The organism is Fervidobacterium islandicum (assembly GCF_000767275.3).
GTDB classification, from domain to species: Bacteria; Thermotogota; Thermotogae; order Thermotogales; family Fervidobacteriaceae; genus Fervidobacterium; species Fervidobacterium islandicum.
The window spans coordinates 662,862-681,266 of record NZ_CP014334.2 but is presented as its reverse complement, the minus strand read 5'-3'; the positions used below and the strand labels follow the sequence as shown (position 1 = coordinate 681,266).

Annotated in this window: 18 protein-coding genes; 4 read left to right on the top strand and 14 right to left on the bottom strand. The window is 35.3% G+C overall.

The annotated features are described in order from the left end of the window. Positions 1 to 30: 30 nt before the first annotated feature. The 10 genes from NA23_RS03195 to NA23_RS03150 form a co-directional block, all read right to left on the bottom strand. Positions 31 to 369, bottom strand: a complete 339-nt coding sequence (locus tag NA23_RS03195) for a carboxymuconolactone decarboxylase family protein (protein ID WP_033191130.1) — start codon at positions 367 to 369, stop codon at positions 31 to 33. A gap of 296 nt (positions 370 to 665) precedes the next feature. Then, a complete protein-coding gene (locus NA23_RS03190) occupies positions 666 to 2,018 on the bottom strand; it encodes an FAD-dependent oxidoreductase (RefSeq protein WP_084384026.1) in 1,353 nt (450 codons plus the stop codon). A gap of 134 nt (positions 2,019 to 2,152) precedes the next feature. Further along, positions 2,153 to 2,530: a YkvA family protein gene (locus NA23_RS03185; RefSeq protein WP_033191131.1), complete on the bottom strand. Its 378-nt coding sequence runs from the start codon at positions 2,528 to 2,530 to the stop codon at positions 2,153 to 2,155. Beyond that, positions 2,517 to 2,687 carry a hypothetical protein gene (locus tag NA23_RS03180; protein WP_155804085.1) on the bottom strand — a complete coding sequence of 57 codons (171 nt, stop codon included), beginning with the start codon at positions 2,685 to 2,687 and terminating at the stop codon, positions 2,517 to 2,519. The genes NA23_RS03185 and NA23_RS03180 overlap by 14 nt, the downstream gene beginning before the upstream one ends. Positions 2,688 to 2,710: 23 nt before the next feature. Further along, positions 2,711 to 3,385: a M48 family metallopeptidase gene (locus tag NA23_RS03175; protein WP_033191132.1), complete on the bottom strand. Its 675-nt coding sequence runs from the start codon at positions 3,383 to 3,385 to the stop codon at positions 2,711 to 2,713. A gap of 5 nt (positions 3,386 to 3,390) precedes the next feature. Next, entirely contained in the window at positions 3,391 to 6,597 is a 3,207-nt protein-coding gene (locus NA23_RS03170) for a type I restriction endonuclease subunit R (RefSeq protein WP_033191133.1), read from the bottom strand. Between the two features lie 2 nt (positions 6,598 to 6,599). Further along, the gene (locus NA23_RS10605; RefSeq protein ID WP_275060696.1) at positions 6,600 to 6,755 is read right to left on the bottom strand and encodes a HepT-like ribonuclease domain-containing protein; all 156 of its coding nucleotides are present in this window, start codon (positions 6,753 to 6,755) and stop codon (positions 6,600 to 6,602) included. Then, positions 6,746 to 7,036 (bottom strand): nucleotidyltransferase family protein, encoded by a 291-nt coding sequence (locus tag NA23_RS03160; RefSeq protein WP_033191134.1) that lies wholly within the window; start codon positions 7,034 to 7,036, stop codon positions 6,746 to 6,748. The genes NA23_RS10605 and NA23_RS03160 overlap by 10 nt, the downstream gene beginning before the upstream one ends. A 2-nt stretch (positions 7,037 to 7,038) precedes the next feature. Beyond that, positions 7,039 to 8,322, bottom strand: coding sequence for a restriction endonuclease subunit S (locus tag NA23_RS03155; protein WP_033191135.1), 1,284 nt, complete (start codon positions 8,320 to 8,322; stop codon positions 7,039 to 7,041). Positions 8,323 to 8,830: 508 nt separating this feature from the next. Next, the gene (locus NA23_RS03150) at positions 8,831 to 11,200 is read right to left on the bottom strand and encodes a type I restriction-modification system subunit M (RefSeq protein WP_236938513.1); all 2,370 of its coding nucleotides are present in this window, start codon (positions 11,198 to 11,200) and stop codon (positions 8,831 to 8,833) included. A 13-nt stretch (positions 11,201 to 11,213) separates the two neighbouring features. Between NA23_RS03150 and NA23_RS03145 the strand changes: the two genes are divergently transcribed. From NA23_RS03145 to NA23_RS03135, 3 genes are read left to right on the top strand one after another with little or no spacing between them, the layout of a single operon-like run. Continuing rightward, complete coding sequence (locus tag NA23_RS03145; RefSeq protein ID WP_052107068.1) at positions 11,214 to 11,819, top strand: DUF58 domain-containing protein; 606 nt, start codon at positions 11,214 to 11,216, stop codon at positions 11,817 to 11,819. Further along, positions 11,813 to 13,132, top strand: coding sequence for a hypothetical protein (locus NA23_RS03140; RefSeq protein WP_014451289.1), 1,320 nt, complete (start codon positions 11,813 to 11,815; stop codon positions 13,130 to 13,132). Before NA23_RS03145 ends, NA23_RS03140 begins: the two co-directional genes overlap by 7 nt. Beyond that, a complete protein-coding gene (locus tag NA23_RS03135) occupies positions 13,116 to 13,682 on the top strand; it encodes a VanZ family protein (protein WP_033191136.1) in 567 nt (188 codons plus the stop codon). The genes NA23_RS03140 and NA23_RS03135 overlap by 17 nt, the downstream gene beginning before the upstream one ends. 81 nt (positions 13,683 to 13,763) lie before the next feature. On the opposite strand, the gene NA23_RS03130 is transcribed toward NA23_RS03135, so the two are convergent. The 3 genes from NA23_RS03130 to NA23_RS03120 form a co-directional block, all read right to left on the bottom strand. Then, positions 13,764 to 14,816, bottom strand: a complete 1,053-nt coding sequence (locus tag NA23_RS03130) for an outer membrane protein assembly factor BamB family protein (protein ID WP_052107069.1) — start codon at positions 14,814 to 14,816, stop codon at positions 13,764 to 13,766. 139 nt (positions 14,817 to 14,955) lie between these two features. Then, positions 14,956 to 15,171, bottom strand: a complete 216-nt coding sequence (locus NA23_RS03125) for a hypothetical protein (protein ID WP_033191137.1) — start codon at positions 15,169 to 15,171, stop codon at positions 14,956 to 14,958. 135 nt (positions 15,172 to 15,306) lie between these two features. Then, complete coding sequence (locus NA23_RS03120) at positions 15,307 to 15,456, bottom strand: YkvA family protein (protein ID WP_158510125.1); 150 nt, start codon at positions 15,454 to 15,456, stop codon at positions 15,307 to 15,309. Between the two features lie 423 nt (positions 15,457 to 15,879). Here NA23_RS03120 and NA23_RS03115 point away from each other — a divergent pair, with 423 nt between their 5' ends. After that, positions 15,880 to 16,149 (top strand): RsiV family protein, encoded by a 270-nt coding sequence (locus tag NA23_RS03115; protein WP_014451152.1) that lies wholly within the window; start codon positions 15,880 to 15,882, stop codon positions 16,147 to 16,149. Positions 16,150 to 17,635: 1,486 nt separating this feature from the next. On the opposite strand, the gene NA23_RS03110 is transcribed toward NA23_RS03115, so the two are convergent. Then, positions 17,636 to 18,346: a DUF3298 and DUF4163 domain-containing protein gene (locus NA23_RS03110; protein ID WP_052107070.1), complete on the bottom strand. Its 711-nt coding sequence runs from the start codon at positions 18,344 to 18,346 to the stop codon at positions 17,636 to 17,638. Positions 18,347 to 18,405 lie beyond the last annotated feature (59 nt).

Sequence of the window (18,405 nt, the reverse complement as noted above, 5' to 3'; positions counted from 1 at the left end):
AGATTTTCTAGTTCTTTATGAAACCTTGTATTATTTCGCTTGAAACGCATCTAATGCTTCCAATACAAGCGTTATATACGCTATTGCCGGTCCACCACCCATGAGACCTGCCACTTCAGCAGCTTCGAGAATTTCTTCACGTGTTGCACCTGCATCAAGTGCGTTTTTTGTGTGAACCGCTATGCAGTAAGAACATCTTTCAGATACAGCAACTGCAACCGCAATAAGTGCTTTTTGCTTTGCACTCAATGCTCCTGGTTTTTCTGCTTCTTTGAAGAAGTTCATAAATGCATCGACATATCCTTTGTCAAATGCCGAAAGCTCTTTCATTGTCTTCATAAAGTCATTTACTGATTTTCTTGCGTCCATTATTCTTCCTCCCTTTTGTTGGTGGTTTTTCTTTTTTCGTAAATCGTACATGATAATTTTATCACATATAGTGAATTAGTCAAGACTTAGTTTCTTCGTTAGAGAACATGATAATGCAAAAAGTTGAACAAAGCAATCTATTTTCAGTACTCTGAGCATTATCGTTGTGTTAAAAACTTTCCTCAGAAGCATGATATGAAAGTAATTTCTGGAGAGGTATGCTTGCTGTTTCAAATAAAAAAGCCTCGGGATTTAGTGCAACCCCAAGGCTTTCTAAGATATGTAATCAACCAACGTTATCTATTGCAGATTTTTACGAGCGCATCGAGTGCTGCTGCATTGATTGGATAAGTCACAGGTGAAGCAGTCACGAGTGGGTGAGTTGCAACTTGCATAGTGTTGAGTTCGTTAGCTGTCAGACCTTTTTGGATCGCAAGACTTAGTATATTAATCATTTCTCCAACACCATCGCCTCCAACTACTTGGGCACCTATAAGAACTCCAGATGTTCTTGAGAAGATGAGTTTAACTTCGATTTTCTTTGCACCTGGTAAAGACCCCGGATGTCTATCCATAGATACGGCCTTTCCAATTACGTAATCAAATCCATCTTCTTTGGCAAATCTTTCGATTATACCAGCAACTCCATAAGTTTTATCAAATATCTTCGTAGAGAATGCGCTTACAGTGCCTCTGTTTTCTCTTATGAACTTGATACCATACAGGTTAGCTGCTGCAATTTTTGCTTCCATAGCTGCAGTTGATGCAAGAAGTATTGGAACATGTCTACTGGTAAAGAAGTCTCTTTTAAGTGCACAATCACCTACAGCAAAGATGTCAGGAGCACTTGTTCTCATGTATTCATCAACTACTATGGCACCTTTTCTTGTGAGGTCAAGTCCAAGCTGTTTTGCAAGCTCTGTATTTGGCGTGACACCCATGGAGAGTATGACTGCTTCTGCTTTAACTCTTTCTCCACTTTCAAATTCGACTTCTTCTACCTTTTCATTTCCAAGAATGGCTTTAACCTTCGTTCCTAATCTTAGTATAACCCCGTGGCTTTCAAGGTCTTGTTCTGCAATTGCTGCAAATTCATCATCGAACGCTTGCCAAAGTATCTTGTGGGCTATTTCAACAAGTGTTACGTGTTTACCAGCAAGTGCAAGTTGCTCAGCAAATTCCACACCGATAAAACCTGCACCAATTATAACAACTTCATTAATCTCTTTGAGCTTATTGAGCATGTTTGAAAGATATTCTTCATCTTTGATAATTGGGAAGACATTTTCAAGGTCGTGTCCAGGTAGCCATTTTGGAATAACTGGAAGTGAACCTGTTGCGAGAACAAGTTTGTCCCATTTGATTTCCTCTCCACTCTTCAAAACCGCTACCTTGCTGTATTTGTCAATACTAATGACCTCGTCTATAATCAGTTCAACACCTGCACTTTTAACCATCTCATCTGGGATTCTGTTCTTTGATGTGTCGTAGAGGGTTCCAAAAATGTAAGGAATCCCACAAGGAACCATAACTGTTTTATTTTTCCTTACCATGACGACCTTCTTGTCTGGATAGATTTTTTTTGCCGTGGTTGCTGTAAGTATACCACCTGCACTACCACCGATAACTAAAATGTCTGTTTCAATCACAAATAACTCCTCCTCTTTCTAGTAAGATAATGTTAACTAAAAATATTGAAACTTTCCAAAAACCGCATTACCGTTTAAATAGGTAACACCCCCAACTAACTCTTGACAAAAGCAGGTTTCCCAAGATGAATAACTCATCGTTTCCTTTCTTTATACCTATCCAACTCAGCTCTAATTTGGTTTATTACTAGCGTAAATACAGCTGCATCATCCATCCAACCAAGAACAGGAATAAAATCTACTATAGCGTCAATGGGAGTAACAAAATAAATTACTGCTCCCAAAATAGCTAAGATTGTTCCTGTTGAAACTTTATATGTTCCACTTAACCAATCGCCTAATAATCCAAACATAAGTTGAATATCATCCCATATTTTGTCTAAAGGCCCTTGTTTTTTAGCCTTTTTCGCAGCTTGATCTAAAAGATTCCTGGTTTTTTCTCTATCATTTATATATTCTTCAGCTTTCTTTCTATATTTTTCATATTCAGATTCGTATTCAGAATTGTTCATAAATAATACCTCCTGCATAAATATCTTTATCTTGAAAGTTCTTTAATAGATACAAATCAAATGAATGCTTTTTATATATCTTTTTCATCATCAAACTTCTGTTTCTGCCGCTTAAATTAACCAACCTTTCTTTATATTTTTTAAATATCTCTTGCACTTTACCACCCTCCACAAATTTCATTAGAGTTTCAGTAAATACCCATTCTTTTTTAACCAATCCTCATGTTTTTTATAATCAGGCATGAGCAGTTTTACTTTTGTCCAAAAATTTTTTCCATGATTTTTCTCTTCAAGATGCACAAGCTCATGGACAACAACATAGTCTATTACAGACAGCGGTGCCATAATAAGCCGCCAAGAAAAGTTCAAGTTACCCTTTGCAGAACAAGAACCCCATCTTCTCTGGGCATTTGTTATATTTACTTTGTTGTATTTAAAACCTCTTTTTTGAGCCCACCAGTTTACTCTCTCAAGAATCTTCTCATAGGCTGCTTTTTTATACCAATCTATGAATACATTTTTTGCTTCTGGCAAAGCATCTTTCGAAAGATAAAAGCCATTTTCGAATTTGAGAGGTACATCTTGGTTTTCCACTATGTGCAGTTTATAATACCTGCCAAGGTATGAAAATCCCTCTCCGCTGACAAATTCTTTTGGCAAGGCTTTGGGATCTCTTGCTTCTATCTCTTTTTTATTTTTATAAATCCATTTCTTATGTTTATTTATAACTTTCCAAATAGTCTGTTCATCTAACTCAAATGGTGCTCTAACGATTAGCGTTGCATTCTCTGTTATCTGCAAAGCTATGGTCTTTCTTTTCGAGCGTATTATCTTTTCAATTTTTATGTCTTCCATTAATCTCACTTCCTGAAGTGATGATAAGCAAGTTCTATTAATTTTTGAGCTATTTCATTTCTTTTGCCGAATACAATATCGGTTATAGAATTAACCATATAAGGTACAGTCTCTTCACTTACAGTATCATTATTTTTAAGAGTAGAAGATGATATTTTCTTAAGCAACTGTGAAGTTATATGAGATTTAAGCCTCTTTTGTTTGACTGCATTTTCCCAAAAATCAACATTCTGAGCCTCTCTACTTATTATTTCTATAATATCTTTAGTCGTGTTAACAAGAAAATCTATCTCGCTATCAGTTAGTTCACTGACAGGTTTTTTACCAAATATTTCACTTTTGAGCAGACCAAAGAATGGCATTTCTTTCTTAGGATCAAGTCCAAATGTTTGTTCAACTTCTCTTCCCTTTTTCATCTCTCCTCTTAATTTTTCAAGCTCATCATACAAAACGTCCCAATTTTCTTTATATTCTTCAAGTAGTCTTTTCAACCTATCAGAAAATCTTTCATAGAGTTCTGGGTCTTCTTCCCAATGTTCATCAATATACTCAATTATCGCATGTTGAAGTTCTTGAGCTTTTGCCTTGCTTGATTTTTTGTGAAGTTTCTCGAGAAATTTGTCTTCAAAAAGTGGAGTAGGTGGTATTTTGGGATCTATTCCCCGAGAGATCAGATATTCTTCTAAAATTCCTCTTATTTTATTACTTGCATCTTTTATACTCAGCTTGTTATCTCTGTATCTGTTTCGAGCAGATTCTTTTATAAAGGCAAGAATTTTCAAGTCAGTAAGGTATTTTAGTGCTGCAGGGTCAGGAAGAACCTCGTCCATACAACGGTTAAACCATCTTACAATAGCTATAAATTCATTTCTGACCTGCTCATCAACAAGAATGTCAATGCATTCATCTACATTCTGGTGCCAGTCATTGATGCCATATTTTTCGAAAAACTCTTCAATAAGATTGTGAACATACTTTAGCTCATCAATGCTCTTAGCTTTGTTCTTAACAACCTCTGAAATTTCCTCAATATCTTCATCTGTGTAAATAGCCAGTGCTTCTCTTAAATGTTTCAAAACACCTACATAATCTATAACAAAACCACAAGACTTATTTTTGTATACTCTATTCACCCTTGCAACAGCTTGCAGCAAGTTATGTCCTTTAATCACATTATCAAGATACATAACCTGCTCTACAGGTGCATCAAAACCAGTTATTAGCATATTTTGAACAACTAAAATACCAACATTGCCGTTGATACCATTTTCATCTACTTTGTCAAATGGGAGTTTAAAACTTTTGATTATCCTTTCGTGATCATTTGGGTCAGTATAAGGATGATACTCAGGTGGGTCATTCTGAGCTCCTGAAATAACCACACCAACCTCTAACTTTTTCAATGTTTCTAAATCTATTTTTGAATTATTTTCTTTTTCCAATTCAGAAATCTTTTCTTTGAGAGCCTCTTCAAGTGCTTTTTTATATCTTATTGCAGCAAGACGAGATACTGTAACAACTTGAGCTTTAAATCCATTTGGAAATATATGAGTTATATAGTGCTCTATCATATCTCTTGCTTTGTCACGGATAACTTCTTCAGCTTCAAGATATGCTCTCCATGTAAATCTTCCCATTATCATTCTTTTTGTATCTTTATCAGCGTCTTTGAAAACATCTTCAAACTTTGCATTTGCTGCCTCTTCGTCTGAAAGCTCTGCGCTATGTACTCTTCCTTCATATACAATCTCAACAGTCACACCATCTTCAACTGCCTGTTTTATACTGTACTTGTCGATGTAGTCGCCAAACGTCATCTCTGTCTTTTCTATAGGTGTACCTGTAAATGCTATTTTCGTTGCATTTGGAAGAGCTTTTCTTAAATTTGCACCCAGCAGCTTGTATTGGGTTCTGTGTGCTTCATCTATCATTATTAATATGTTATGTGATGTATTAAGTACGGGAAATTCTCCTTTTAATTCCCTCTCTTGAAATTTATGAACCATAGCCATAACAAGTTCGGGTGTGTCAGTTTTTAAAAGTTCTTTAAGCTCTTGTATGCTTCTTGCTAACTTAACTGTAAATCCAACACTTCTTGATGTTTCATTTAACTGTTTTTCAAGGTCCTTTCTATCTGTGACAAAAACAACTTTGTAGTTTCCAAACTCAGGATTGTGATAAAGCTCTCGAACCATAAACATCATTGTCAAAGATTTACCGGAACCTTGAGTATGCCAAACAATTCCTCCTCTTTCGTTTGGTGTTTTGCCTTCTTTTAATCTTTTTATCATCTTCTTTACTGCTCTAAATTGCTGATATCTTGCAACAACCTTAATCATTTTGCTCTTTGGATCTTCTTTAAAGATGGTAAATGTATGAAGCAAATCAAGAAGGTTTTCTTTTGAAAGCATACCATGAATCAAAATTTGCTGGCTTGTTACATTTCCATCTGGATTTACGTCTGACAGTGAAAAAGGATAAGGGTCTTTCCACTCAACAAAGTGCTCGTAGTCTGAGGTTATTGTACCATACTTCGCAACCTGATTGGACGTAGCTACTACAAATAGATTGTACCAGAAAAGCTTTTCATTTCCCTCAATTGCGCCGCGTCTATTACAATAGCGCATAAGCTGAGTAATTGCTTCAGAAATTGGGTCAGCAATGGCTGGAGATTTGCATTCAACCACCACAAGAGGCAAACCATTTACAAAAAGAACTATATCGGGAACAATATGTTTTTCAGTCCCCGTTATATTCACTTTAAACTGTGATATAGCAATGAATGAATTATTGTCCGGATTTTTAAAATCAATAAACTTAACAGTTGGGCTTTTTTCTCCTGTTTTTCTATTTTCAGAAACTGAGGTGTTCTCTAAAAGCAAGTCGTGGATTTCTTTATTTGCCTCTAAAAGAGAGTTTGTCTGTGGTGTTGTAATTTTTCGAACAACTTCACTTATTTGGTCATCTTCTATCCATGGGTTTATTCTCTTTAAAGACTCCCTTAAAACTCCCTCAAGGATTACTTCTCTAAAACTTTCTCTGAATTTTTGGCTTTTACCATATTCAGGTTCTAATGAAGAAGTGAACGATATTATTTCTTTTGTATCCTCAGGGTTATCTTTGTTTTGTCTGTAAATCTTCCATCCAAGCCTTTGAAGCTGAAAGAGGAATGGATTTTCAACATAATGTTCTTCGTCAAGTTTGTAAAACATTTTTAACTCTCCTTTTCAAGAAGGAATTTTACTGCCTTTTCAAGTTCCGGCAGCTTCTTTTTGATAACCTCCCAGATTATTTCAGCATCTATTCCGAAATACTCATGAATAAGAATATCTCTTAAACCAGCGATTTTCTTCCATTCTGTTAGACATATACTGCTTCCTCCATTATGAAAGGTTTTATGCGTGGATTTATAGCCGATTTAATCACAAGGTCAACCTTTTTACCAAAAAGTTCTTCAAGGTAGAATTTCAAATTCATGTAATTATCAAAAGTTTTGTAACCCTCTTTAAAATCAACAATGATATCTACATCACTATCTTTTCTTTGTTCACCTCTTGCATAGGAGCCAAAGACAGCAATTTCAATTACTCCGAACTTTTCCACTAAATAATTTTTACGTTCTTGTAAAATTACTTGTATATCACTGTTCATTTTTATTCCTCCTCAATAAGGTGGTTTACCCTGACTTTGCCTGTTAGCAAATCTTCCATTAAGCCTTTTTTTATTCTTTCAAGTTTTTCCTTATAGGCTTGCTCTTTTTCTATGACTTCATCTATTTGGGATAAAATTGAAGCTACGCGTTGCTGTTCGGGAAGAGGGGGAATAAATATTAATAAACTTTTAATATCTTTTAATACAATTCTCTTTAATACACTTCCACCTATTAAGATATCAATTTGTTTTTTAATCTGTTCTGTCTCCAAAGAATATTTGAGATAAGATGAATCTAAACAATTTGAAGGACGTATAATAGCAATAGAAGACAATAACACCACATTTCTTTCCCCACTGAAAACAAGAGTAATTCCAACTGTCCCATCTTTTGTAAATAATACATCCCTGTATTTTGGATTGCATTTATTAGAAACTAATTTCTTGTAATCTTTTGGTGAGATTTTTTTACATGTTTCAAACTCAATTTTTCCATTAATTATGTTCTCAATATTTACTATATAATATTCACTATTTTCAACCGGTTGTGGTGAATAGTGAGAACCATCTGTTATCATAATAGTTATCTCACGGTGATCTAATTTACGAATTTTCCACTCTTCAGGAATCCTACCAAGCGGTGAGTCTTTGAATTTATCAATATTCTCATCTCTCAACCTCCACCTCTCACTTTCACCTTCACCCTCACTTACCACTCCTTTAGTAAGCAAATCTTGCATCAAACCTTGCTTTATGCGTTTGTATTTTTCTATAATGGCGTCAGTTTTTTCAATTGCAATATCAATTGTCTCAAGTATTTCAGCGATTTTGCGTTGTTCGGGGAGAGGGGGGAGAGGTGCAAAAAGTAGTTCGAAAATATTTTTTTCTACATGAGGAATGCCAGAACCTTTTATTTGGGATTTTATTAACCTTTCATATGATTTTAGAACATAATAAAGAAAAATTTTATGAATAAATTTTGTCTGAATGTCTACCTTAGCCATAGTTGAAGCAATTGCACCCTTCTCTGCAAAAAATATTTCTCCAGCATTTGAACCGTCAAACAATATTATTATGTCATTATCTGCTAAAATAACATTTTTTACACTGCAGAAAAATGTTTCGTTGATGTTTCCTCTTAAATATTCTGGTGATAAGTATATTACCATACTATGCTCTTGAATGTTTGATAGTTTATTGGGAACTTTGCCTTTAATAAAAGTTATCACTTCCCCCAACTTTACCAATTTCCAACCTTCAGGAAGTTTTCTCTTATCCACTTTCACAGTCATACCTCCATTTAATTCCTTTGGCTTTTTTAACTCATTCGGACTATTTTGGACTCACTTTTGGTTCATAATTATATAATGCAACATACTTTTACTCTCACCACAAAGTAAGAAAATACTTATATTGATAAGTTATGGCAAATATCTCATAGCTGTTGCTTTTGAAATATTACAATTCCCTGATACTCCTTATTCGTTATTTTTCCTTTCTCCTTTACATACATAACTGTCTTTATCTGCCTTCCATTTAACCCAAGCTTGCTTAAATACTCTTCTGTGTATTATGTCTTTATAAAATTCGACCACAAAACCGTCTTCTTCATTAAACTCAAATTCTGGAACTCCCGCTTCTTTGCAAAGTTCAACCTTCTTTTTGTGTCGCTTCTCTATTTCTCAATCAGTCTATAAGGTAAAACATATAAGAAATATACCTATTGCATAGTATTAAAATGCCCAGATTGTTTTAATATACTCTTTGTTTTTCTGTACTTCAAATTCCACTTGTTTAGACTCTCTCATAGTATCCAAGTTCCTCGAAAAATTTATTTAACCTACTGACTTCCTGCTCTCGTTCCTTTAAAAGATGTTCAAGAGACACATGATATTTATCCCAAAGCTTTTCAAAAATCTTTATCAGTTCTTTTTTCTCTGCATTTAAGTACTTTTCAAGTTGATTGCTAATTAATTCGAAGAACTTTTCGATTAATAGCTCCTTCGCTTCTTCTTGGGTAATTGACTCAATCTTTTCATCAATCTTATTTTCAAGTTCCTTTTGCTTTCTGCCTATCTCACTTTTTACATTTTTAATTTCCTTTTCTTTTTGAGCAATATTTTCTAACAAATCTTCCCATTTTCTTGCTTCCCTTCTTGCAGCCTCGCTGTCTTTTGATCTTAAATCTTTAACCAAGTCCTTCAGAAACTCTTTGACCTTGCTTGCAGTTTTATCCCCTTGCTCTTCTTCATCCCAGTCTTCAACCTCTTCTAAAAGCTCACTTAAATCTGCTTCAAGTTCTGCAAGCCTGCTTTCAAGATCTTCAATTTCTTCTATATCTTCTTTAAAATATTTTTCTTTAATTTTTTCTCTTTCAACCAAATTCTTGTTCCAACCCGCAGAAACTATACTTTTAAAATCATAAACAAGTTCTTCCCACCAATTTGCAAATATGCCCGCTATTTTGAACTCATCAAATGTTCCTATTGGCAATAAGCTATCTTTCAATTTTTCTAAAGCTTCATTTCTAAACTTCCAAAGATTGTTTTTACTGTAAAACTGTTCAATTTCAGTCCTTACAACCTGCCACCACTCCAAAAGTTTTTCTTTGTGTTTTTCTATTGTAGCTTTCACTTCAGTACAATTATCAATCAGTTCCCTAATTTGATTTCTGTCAGTAATGTCCTTTTTAAACTCCAAATAATCTTCACTCTTCTCTGCCAGCAAAATATCATAGCTCAAGTTAAATTTCCTCAACTGTTTTTCATACAGCAATACTTCACTCTTCGGTACGCCACCAAAAAGATGGGCACGAATATCTTCGATTTCAGGGTCTGGGGAATTATCCACATACCGTCGGATATTTAGGTTAAAATCATTCTCCTCTATCTCTTTTATATCAACCAGCCTTGAGTATTTAGGTATCTCTTTTTTCTCTTCGAACACTGTAACTATTTTTTCTATGTCCTCTGGTCTCAAGAAATTCTGATTTCTACCTTCTCCATACTCTCTATCAGCGTTAATAAACAAGATCTTATTTTTTAAATGTTCTGGCTTGTTTTTATTAATCACAATAATACAAGCAGGTATTCCGGTGTTGTAGAAAAGCTTCGGTGGCAGTCCTATTATTGCCTCAATCAAATCATCTCTTACAATCCCTTCCCTTATAACCTTTTCCTGTCCACCTCTGAACAAAACTCCATGGGGCATAACTGTTGCCATTACTCCGTCATCTTTCAGGCTTGCAATCATGTGCTGTAAAAACATAAGGTCTGCCTTTTTCCCATTCTCAGGAGTAAAGCCATATTTAAATCTTTCTTCAAACTGCATATTTGCGCGGCTATAATTTTCTGAGAAAGGTGGATTGGCTAATATTCTATCAAACCTTTTTATGTATCCATTTTCCAAAAACATGGGGGTTGTTAGTACGTCTTCGTTTTCAATTTTTGCATCATTGATGCCATGCAAAATCATATTCATTTTGCATATAGACCATGTCAATCCATTGAGTTCTTGCCCGTAAAGAGCTAAGTTTCTTGGGTTTTGTCCTTGTTCCTCAACGTAGTGGAACGCTTCAATCAAAAAACCACCAGAGCCCACAGTTGGGTCATAAATTGACATGCCCTCACGGGGCTTAACTAATCTTACCATTAATTTTTTGACATGTGGCGGTGTGTAAAATTCGCCTCCTTTTTTACCAGCTGAATCGGCAAATTCCTTTAACAAATACTCATAAGCAGCACCAAGCAGATCAGGAAATTCAAAGTTTGAAGGTGTCAGTTTATACTTGTTGAAATGATTAATAAGGTCAATAAGCTGCTGATCCTTTAGTCGGGTTTTTCCCTTTACTGCGTTAAAATCTATGTGTTTCAAAACTCCATCAAGCTCTGGATTTGCTTCTTCTAAAGCGCTCAGGGCTTTATTTAGTTGATTTCCTACATCCTCTTTTAATTTCAAAATATTTTCCCATCTTGCCTTTTCAGGTACAAAAAAGGCATCGCCATAAGAGATTGGATCTTCTAAAAGCTCATGTATTTGCTCTTCAGAAAATCCCATGAGCTTATAGGTATCTTTTAACTCCTGTCTTTTTTCCTCAAAGACATCTGATGCATATTTTAGAAAAAGCATACCAAAAATATATTCTTTATATTCAGAGGCGTCCATATTTGATAAATTGATGGTCAAGGAGTACGAATACACTTCAAGTGCGAAGGTTTTCGTACTCCTTGATCTTAATCTTTCCGGCGCGGTTTATTCCAAAAAAGCTTGGGAAAGTATAAGAAAAAAATACGAAGAAGATGCTGTCAGCGCAGTAGCTGGTCTTGTGAACTATTTAAGCGCCAAACATATCCCTATCCAACTTTCAATTTCAGACAAAAACGGTGTTAGCACTTACAGATTCAAAGACCCTTCACTTTACTATGAACCCTTAGCACTTGCACAAGGAACGATAGAAAATCAAAACCTTACTTCAGACTTTTTTGGAAGTGTAAAAGATTCTCTAACACCAGCGGATACGGTTATACTGATAGGAATGTACTTAACTGTCGAAGAAGTTGAAGAGTTGATAAGGCTTAAATCGCACTCTGGAAAAGTGATAGTTATGCTTATGCCCTACGGCTACAGAAAAAGTGTTACAGGAAAGTTTAAAAGCTATTTTGACTTACCACTTGAAGTCAGAAAAACATATGAGTACGCAAAAATCTTAGCTCAAGAACATATCTCAGTTCAGATATGGTACGAAAATACAGCTCTGCAAGAATGGATCGAAGCAATATGGTAGATATACTGCTGGATGGCCTGATAATCGCACTGTCTTTTCTTTCTTTTTCAACTAAAATCAATCTTCTATCAATAGTTTCTTTCGCTTTGCTTTTTAGAATTTTTAAGACGAAAAGCAAAATAGAAACCTTTATTCTAAGTTTGGGTTATGCGGTCTTTGTAGCTATCCAGTCAAACTTTTTCGCTTCAGCAAGTCTGATTTTTGTTTTAACTTACAAAAGAGCAAAGAACAAGTATACCCCGTTTTTGATCTTTTCAATTCTTCTGCTTTCAACACCGCTCTCTGGACTGAACAATAATTTTACTTATCTTCCTATTTTCCAAGCTGGTACTCTTTTAATTTACGCTTTGAAAAACTTTAGAGATTCAAAAATTCTCTACATTCTCCCTTTAATACTTTTGATCCCACTTTCAGGAACGACTCTTAAATTAGCTCCTGCTCTAGTTCCTGAAATAAAACCTGCTGAAGAGTACAATCTCAATGTTGAGGTAAAACGTCAAGAAAAGCCGCAAAATGAAGCAAGAACTGGGGAACTTCAAACAAGCGACCTTGAGATATCTGAAAAGGAAAGAAAAGATCTTTTGGTAAGAGAAATAATTCTCTCCATCCAGCTTTTACTAACATTCGCTCTTATACTGATTTCAGCTGTCAAAGCTAAACTAAAATTCACAAAAGGAACTGCGTTGGGGCTTTTGATTATTTTTGCAGTTACTATTTTTTCCACGATACTTTTCACGATCTCGAGAATTAATTACCAAACAAATCTCTATCAGTCAAATTCAACAGATCAAATTGAAAGAGAAATAATATCCAAACAAGCAACGGTAACTTGGTACGCTCAAAACCAGAAAAATTTAGCTTCCCAAAGGAACTATTCAAGACTTATAACGATTTTGAACGTAGTTGGAACATGTTTGATTATATGTTCTCTAATTCCGCTTTTTAAAATCCTTTTAGAAAGTGGTGAAAGTACGGTTTTGGTTGAAAAAGAAAATGAAGATGCAGCGCCGTTGTTTTTCAAAACCGATTTTTCTTTTGAAGAGATACTCCAGCTTGAAGGACTTGAATTTGTAAAGCACGCTTATCTTTACATTCGAAAAGAATTTTTTAAAAGCTTTGATCATCTAACACCTTACGAGCTATTAGAAGTATTTAAGAATGATGATTTCGAGTTTTTCACAAATCTTTTTGTAAGATATGAATACGCTTTGGAAAGAGATATTCCGTTTGACGAAAAAAATCTAAAAACAAGTTTCGAAAGACTTGTAGAGCTTCTGAACCGAGGAGGAAACGAAATTGAAAGTCAAGGTTAGAAGCGTTGTGTACGCAGTCTTAATTGTAGCTGTGCTTCTGTGGATCGGCATGATTTTTTATTTTTCATCAAGCCTTCCGCAAGAATCTGAAAGGCAGGCAAGGTTTGTTTACCGCGCACTAAAAAAGATTGACAGCATAGTAGATTTTTCAAACACAAGATGGTTTATCTCTTTAGAAACAAAATTAAAACGCTGGTGGTTCAAGACCGAATACGTTCCAACTGAGATGCTTCTTAGAAAATCAGCTCATTTTGGGCTCTATTTCGGACTTGGGTTTCTTACTACACTTGTCTTGTTTTACGCACTTAAAGAAACCCACAAACTCAAAAGAGTTATTTTCTCAGCTCTTTCTGGAGTTTCTATTCCGACTGTTACAGCGGTCCTCGATGAATACAACCAGCTTTTTTACAACCGCGGTTCATCGTTGAACGATGTTATAATCGACATGACAGGAGCTGGTTTTGGAACGATTGTTGCACTGCTGATCGTGTGTTTAATGAAAGCCTTCAGCAGAACAAAAAGAATTTTAGGAAGGAAACAAAACGTATAAATTAAATCCTTCGGTGTGTTCCACCGAAGGATTCAGCAAATTCTTTCAAGTGATACAAATAATAATTTTGCACCTCAAGTTTCAGTCTCCAATTGCGTATAGTTTTCCGTCGTAAGCACCGATATATACCGTTCCGTCTGCACCTATTGCAGGCGACGACTCGGTTCCGGACCAGGCTTTTCCATCCTCGTCAACATATGAACCTATAAAAACATTCCATTTCAATGTTCCATTTGGGTTTAGGCAATAAAAGTATCCTGATTCAGATCCAACTGAATAAGATCTAAAATAATTGGATCCAAAATAAATTGCCCCGTCAGAGCCTATCGCTGGGGAGGAGGCGATCCAACTACTGGTAGTATACTTCCATTTTAAAGTTCCATCTGGGTTTAGAGCATAGAGATTTCCGTCTGTTGATCCAACATATATTGTACCGTCTGATCCTATCGCTGGTGAGGAGATGATCCGATCATCGGTAGTATACTTCCATTTTAAAGTTCCATCGGGATTTATGGCGTAGAGATTTCCGTCTGTTGATCCAACATATATTGTTCCGTCAGGGCCTATTGCTGGAGAGGAGTTGATCCTATCATTGGTTTGATAATACCATTTCACGTTTGCAACTTGCGATCCAATATATTTGCTCCTTCCTGTGTGTTGTAAATCTCCTCTAAACATAGGCCAAGGGCTGTTTGCAAGTCCTGAAGTCACAACCGTAACTGGGGTGTTTGAACCACCTCGAGACGCAACCGCAACTGTTATATCTGCTTTTTTAGTAATTTCACCGCTGTTCACAACTATTTTCATGTTGTATGTCCCAACCGACACACTTGATGGTACTGATAATACGAGTTTTATATTTTCTCCATATCTAATATCATCGCTTGCATATCTAACCACGGTTGTTGGGCTCAGTGTTATTCCGCTCAGCGTTATTCCGCTTGGCGCACCTTCTAAACTTAACACGATTGGTTGATCCAAGTTTTTTCTTACTACCGTCAGCGTTATGCTTCCGCTTTCTCCTTGATAAATCGTTAAAACGCTCGCAGGACTTACAGATATCTCAAATTCAGTAATACTTGCTGCAGTACAAATCAACGCTGCCAAAAGAAAAAGCCAAACCAATTTCTTCATATCAACTTCTCCTTTCTTTTTTCCAGCTTCCTATCCAAAACCAACAACTTTTGTGTTGAAAGGTACCCAAGGACTCACAATAGTTTTGCTCTTTTTTATTTTCACTCCCCCTCCTTTCCATATTGTCCAACACGCACTTTCATGACGGAAATCGAATATCATTAAAAAATTTTAAGCCGGACGTCGATAGTTTCTTTTTGATCCCACTGCTTTTTGTAAAGTTGTCTTGATATTCCACCGTTGAATCAAAGAAAAAGCTCTTCTCATATATTATAACATTCTTACCTCTGAGTATATCAGCTGCTTTGAAAAGATGTGTTTCAAGCTGTCTTAAGGTTATTTTGTCACCAGCCAAATCGATCCCTCCAATTAATAAATTTATTATAATGTTTATTAAAACTATTGAAACTTTCCAAAAAGCACATTATCCTTTAAATATGAGACACTCACAAACAACTCTTGAAAAAGGTAGGTTCGCAAGATGAATAAGTCATCGTTTCCATTCTTTGTATCTATCCAACTCAACTCTAATTTGGTTTATTATGAGCGCAAATACATCCGCATCATTTGTTATGCCAAGAGAAGGAATGCCATCTGGTAGGGCATCTATGGGATTAACAAAATAAAGTACTACTATCACAATAGCTAAGTTTGTTTTAAATGAAACTCCATATTTTCCGCTTAACCAATTAACCTAATATTCTTGCATAGGTAGTTGCCATTTCTTATAGATTTATTCTATCTGTTGATATGTTACAACTTTAGTATTCTATTACAATTATATCATATCGTTACCGCAAAAACATTTCAAATACTTTCTTTTTTCTTTACATTCAATCAACTTTTTAGACCTTTCAACGCTTTTGCTTTGCTGTCGAACCACTTCATTTTTCACCTTATCTTTGTTCATCCTTTAAAACGCATAGGCTTGATTTCTCAAGGCTCATATCCATCGCATCAATATGTTGTTAAATCTGGTGGAGCCGATGGAATTCGAATCCATGGCCTTTATCGTGCGCTGTATAATTAATAATGTATGCGAAGACATACTCCTTCATCTAATGTGGGAGGAAACAGAGGGAAAAACTTTGGTTTTTTAATCACACTTTTGGTAGCATTTATTGTCGTATTGATTATTAGCAGTGTTTTTTGTGAACTCAAAATCAATTTGCAGAAAGATGTTCACTTCGAAGATACCGTTGCGTATGTTGAAAAAGCCTCCCTGTCACAAAGACCATTTACGATAACAAAAGGTGCCTTGCAAATATGCTACCAAGATTACGAGATTGCCCCTTACTTAACTGGTATGCCAATCTTCGAAATTCCATTTTGAAAACTTGAAACCTGTTTGAGATATAAATTTCATTAGTGCTCATATTGTTACTTAGTATATCTATCATGATTACCATGACACAATTTAGTATGCCAATAGCAAGTAACGGCGCTTAACCACACTGTATATATCTTGACTACTTTATTATGCCTGACAAATGTACTTTTCTTATATATTATTTTCTTAGTCAGAACTGTGTAATTTCTACCATAGATATAACATAGCTATACCTAAGTTATATGGTCTTCCCTTATTCTTAGGCTCTTAAATTCACATTTCGTCAGTATTTATCTTACAGACAAATAAGAAAACAGAGTACGGTCTTACAGTCGTCTATTATCGTATTAAATACTATCCTTCGCACCGCACTTCTCAATTGTTTGTATGCTAATCACATAACATACCGCGCAACAAATAGTATAAATAAAAGTTTTTGAACGCCACCCTTGTAAAATGCCCTATAACACATTCAAAAACGAGAAGATATATTAAGAATTATCGGCTGTCATGAAATGCTTTATAGGTCAAATAAAAAGGATGGTGTTTTAAATCGGCTTGAAATAATCTCAAATTAATTGTTTATATGAAGATTGACATTGGGAACAAAAACTGCAATATAAGATACCTTATATTGCAATTTCTAAAGACAAGGTCTCGGTGGGGGAATGAAAGGTTAGATTGGTAAAAAATATTGATAAATAAACCTCTTTTGAAGGCTTGCTTCTAAAATCGGTTATAACGCATTCCAAAAGTTTGGAAAGTAGTTTTGTACATTTGTGTAATTCCGAGAATGTTATAGGTCAAAATAAAAGGATGTAATTGAAGGGGCGCTCGCTTTGTTCTGCGTGAAATATCCAAACATGGTCACGTATTGGGTTCCAAACTGTTTTTGGTATCAAAGTTCGTGAACTGACAAAATCTTCGGAAAGTCGGTGCAATTATGTGCAATAGTGAATACTGTGGAAGTAAGGACCATAATGTACACTTAGACATACCTATGCAACATCTTGTTATCTAAGACAATGCCGTAAATAATAAGAATTAGTAAAACAACAATTGAATAGTTTTATCAATTTAATTAGCTAGAGCGAATAAAAACAGAAACTAGAAGATAAGTAGGAATAGCTAATATAATTTAGATGACTTACGTAGGAATTGTTATGACTTCAACTTGCATTTCGTTCTATCTTGAGCCCAATTTTGCGTCTTTAGATTTAGAGTGCCTGGTCAAAGCACATCGTACTTTCTGCTCTTTTTGTTTCGGTTGGCAATGATATTAGGGCAACTATTCGAGTGCCTGTTTTACCAATGTGTAGCGGGTAAAGATTCTTCCTTTTGACATCTTACGTTAGACATGTGCAGCACAGACACATTGAGCAGTAGATTTGTTGCACGATCACTTTTCTCTCGGATTTATATAAAGCAAATTGGCACTTAAGTGCCGGTTTGGATGTATCTAAGTTTTGTGTAATCTTACTTTTTTCATTCACTTCAGATTATACTTTAGACAATTTCTGATTTTAGTTATATCAATCTTGAACACCGGCAAACCACTGCTGTGTGGGGCTATCTCGTAGTCCTGATAATAGATTTCTAAGCCATCTTTGCTTATTGTAAACGTACGTTCTGATATGTTCTCATTCTTCACGTATTCAATAGATTCTTCAAAGAAATCAGTCATTCTCTCTTCAATCTGTTTTAGAATTTCCTCTTTTATTATTGTTTCATAGTCGCAATTGGAGTTGAAAATGTCCTTTAACGTGATGATTTTGTTAGTGCTAAGATCCAAATTGTATGTCTCGATGATTGTGTTGCCGTGAGCTCCACCTGTAAACGTATAGTAATACATAACAAGACTTACGAAATCTCTTGACTGGTACTTAACTTGTGTAGAGATGTGAACCTCATATTTTCCATGAAGCATGTCGTCATTTGCGGCTTCCTGTGCCATCGATTTGACATCTTCGACGATTGCTTTTAGTTTGTCTTGAATCATGTTATTAAATTGATTTTCTAAATCGATATCTCGTGTGTTTTTTAGCTTCGGAATTTGAATAGTGATTTTCACGAAGTCATCTTCGGATTTTGTCTCGACTATTTCCACAACTCCTTTCTGCATACTGAGGACATATGCAACTATTGCTACGACAAATAGAATTCCCAATAAGAAATACCTTGAGTTGGTGTTTTTTTCCATGCAGTGTCATCCTTTCGAAGGTTGATTTTGCCAAAGTTATATACTTATACCTCAATTAT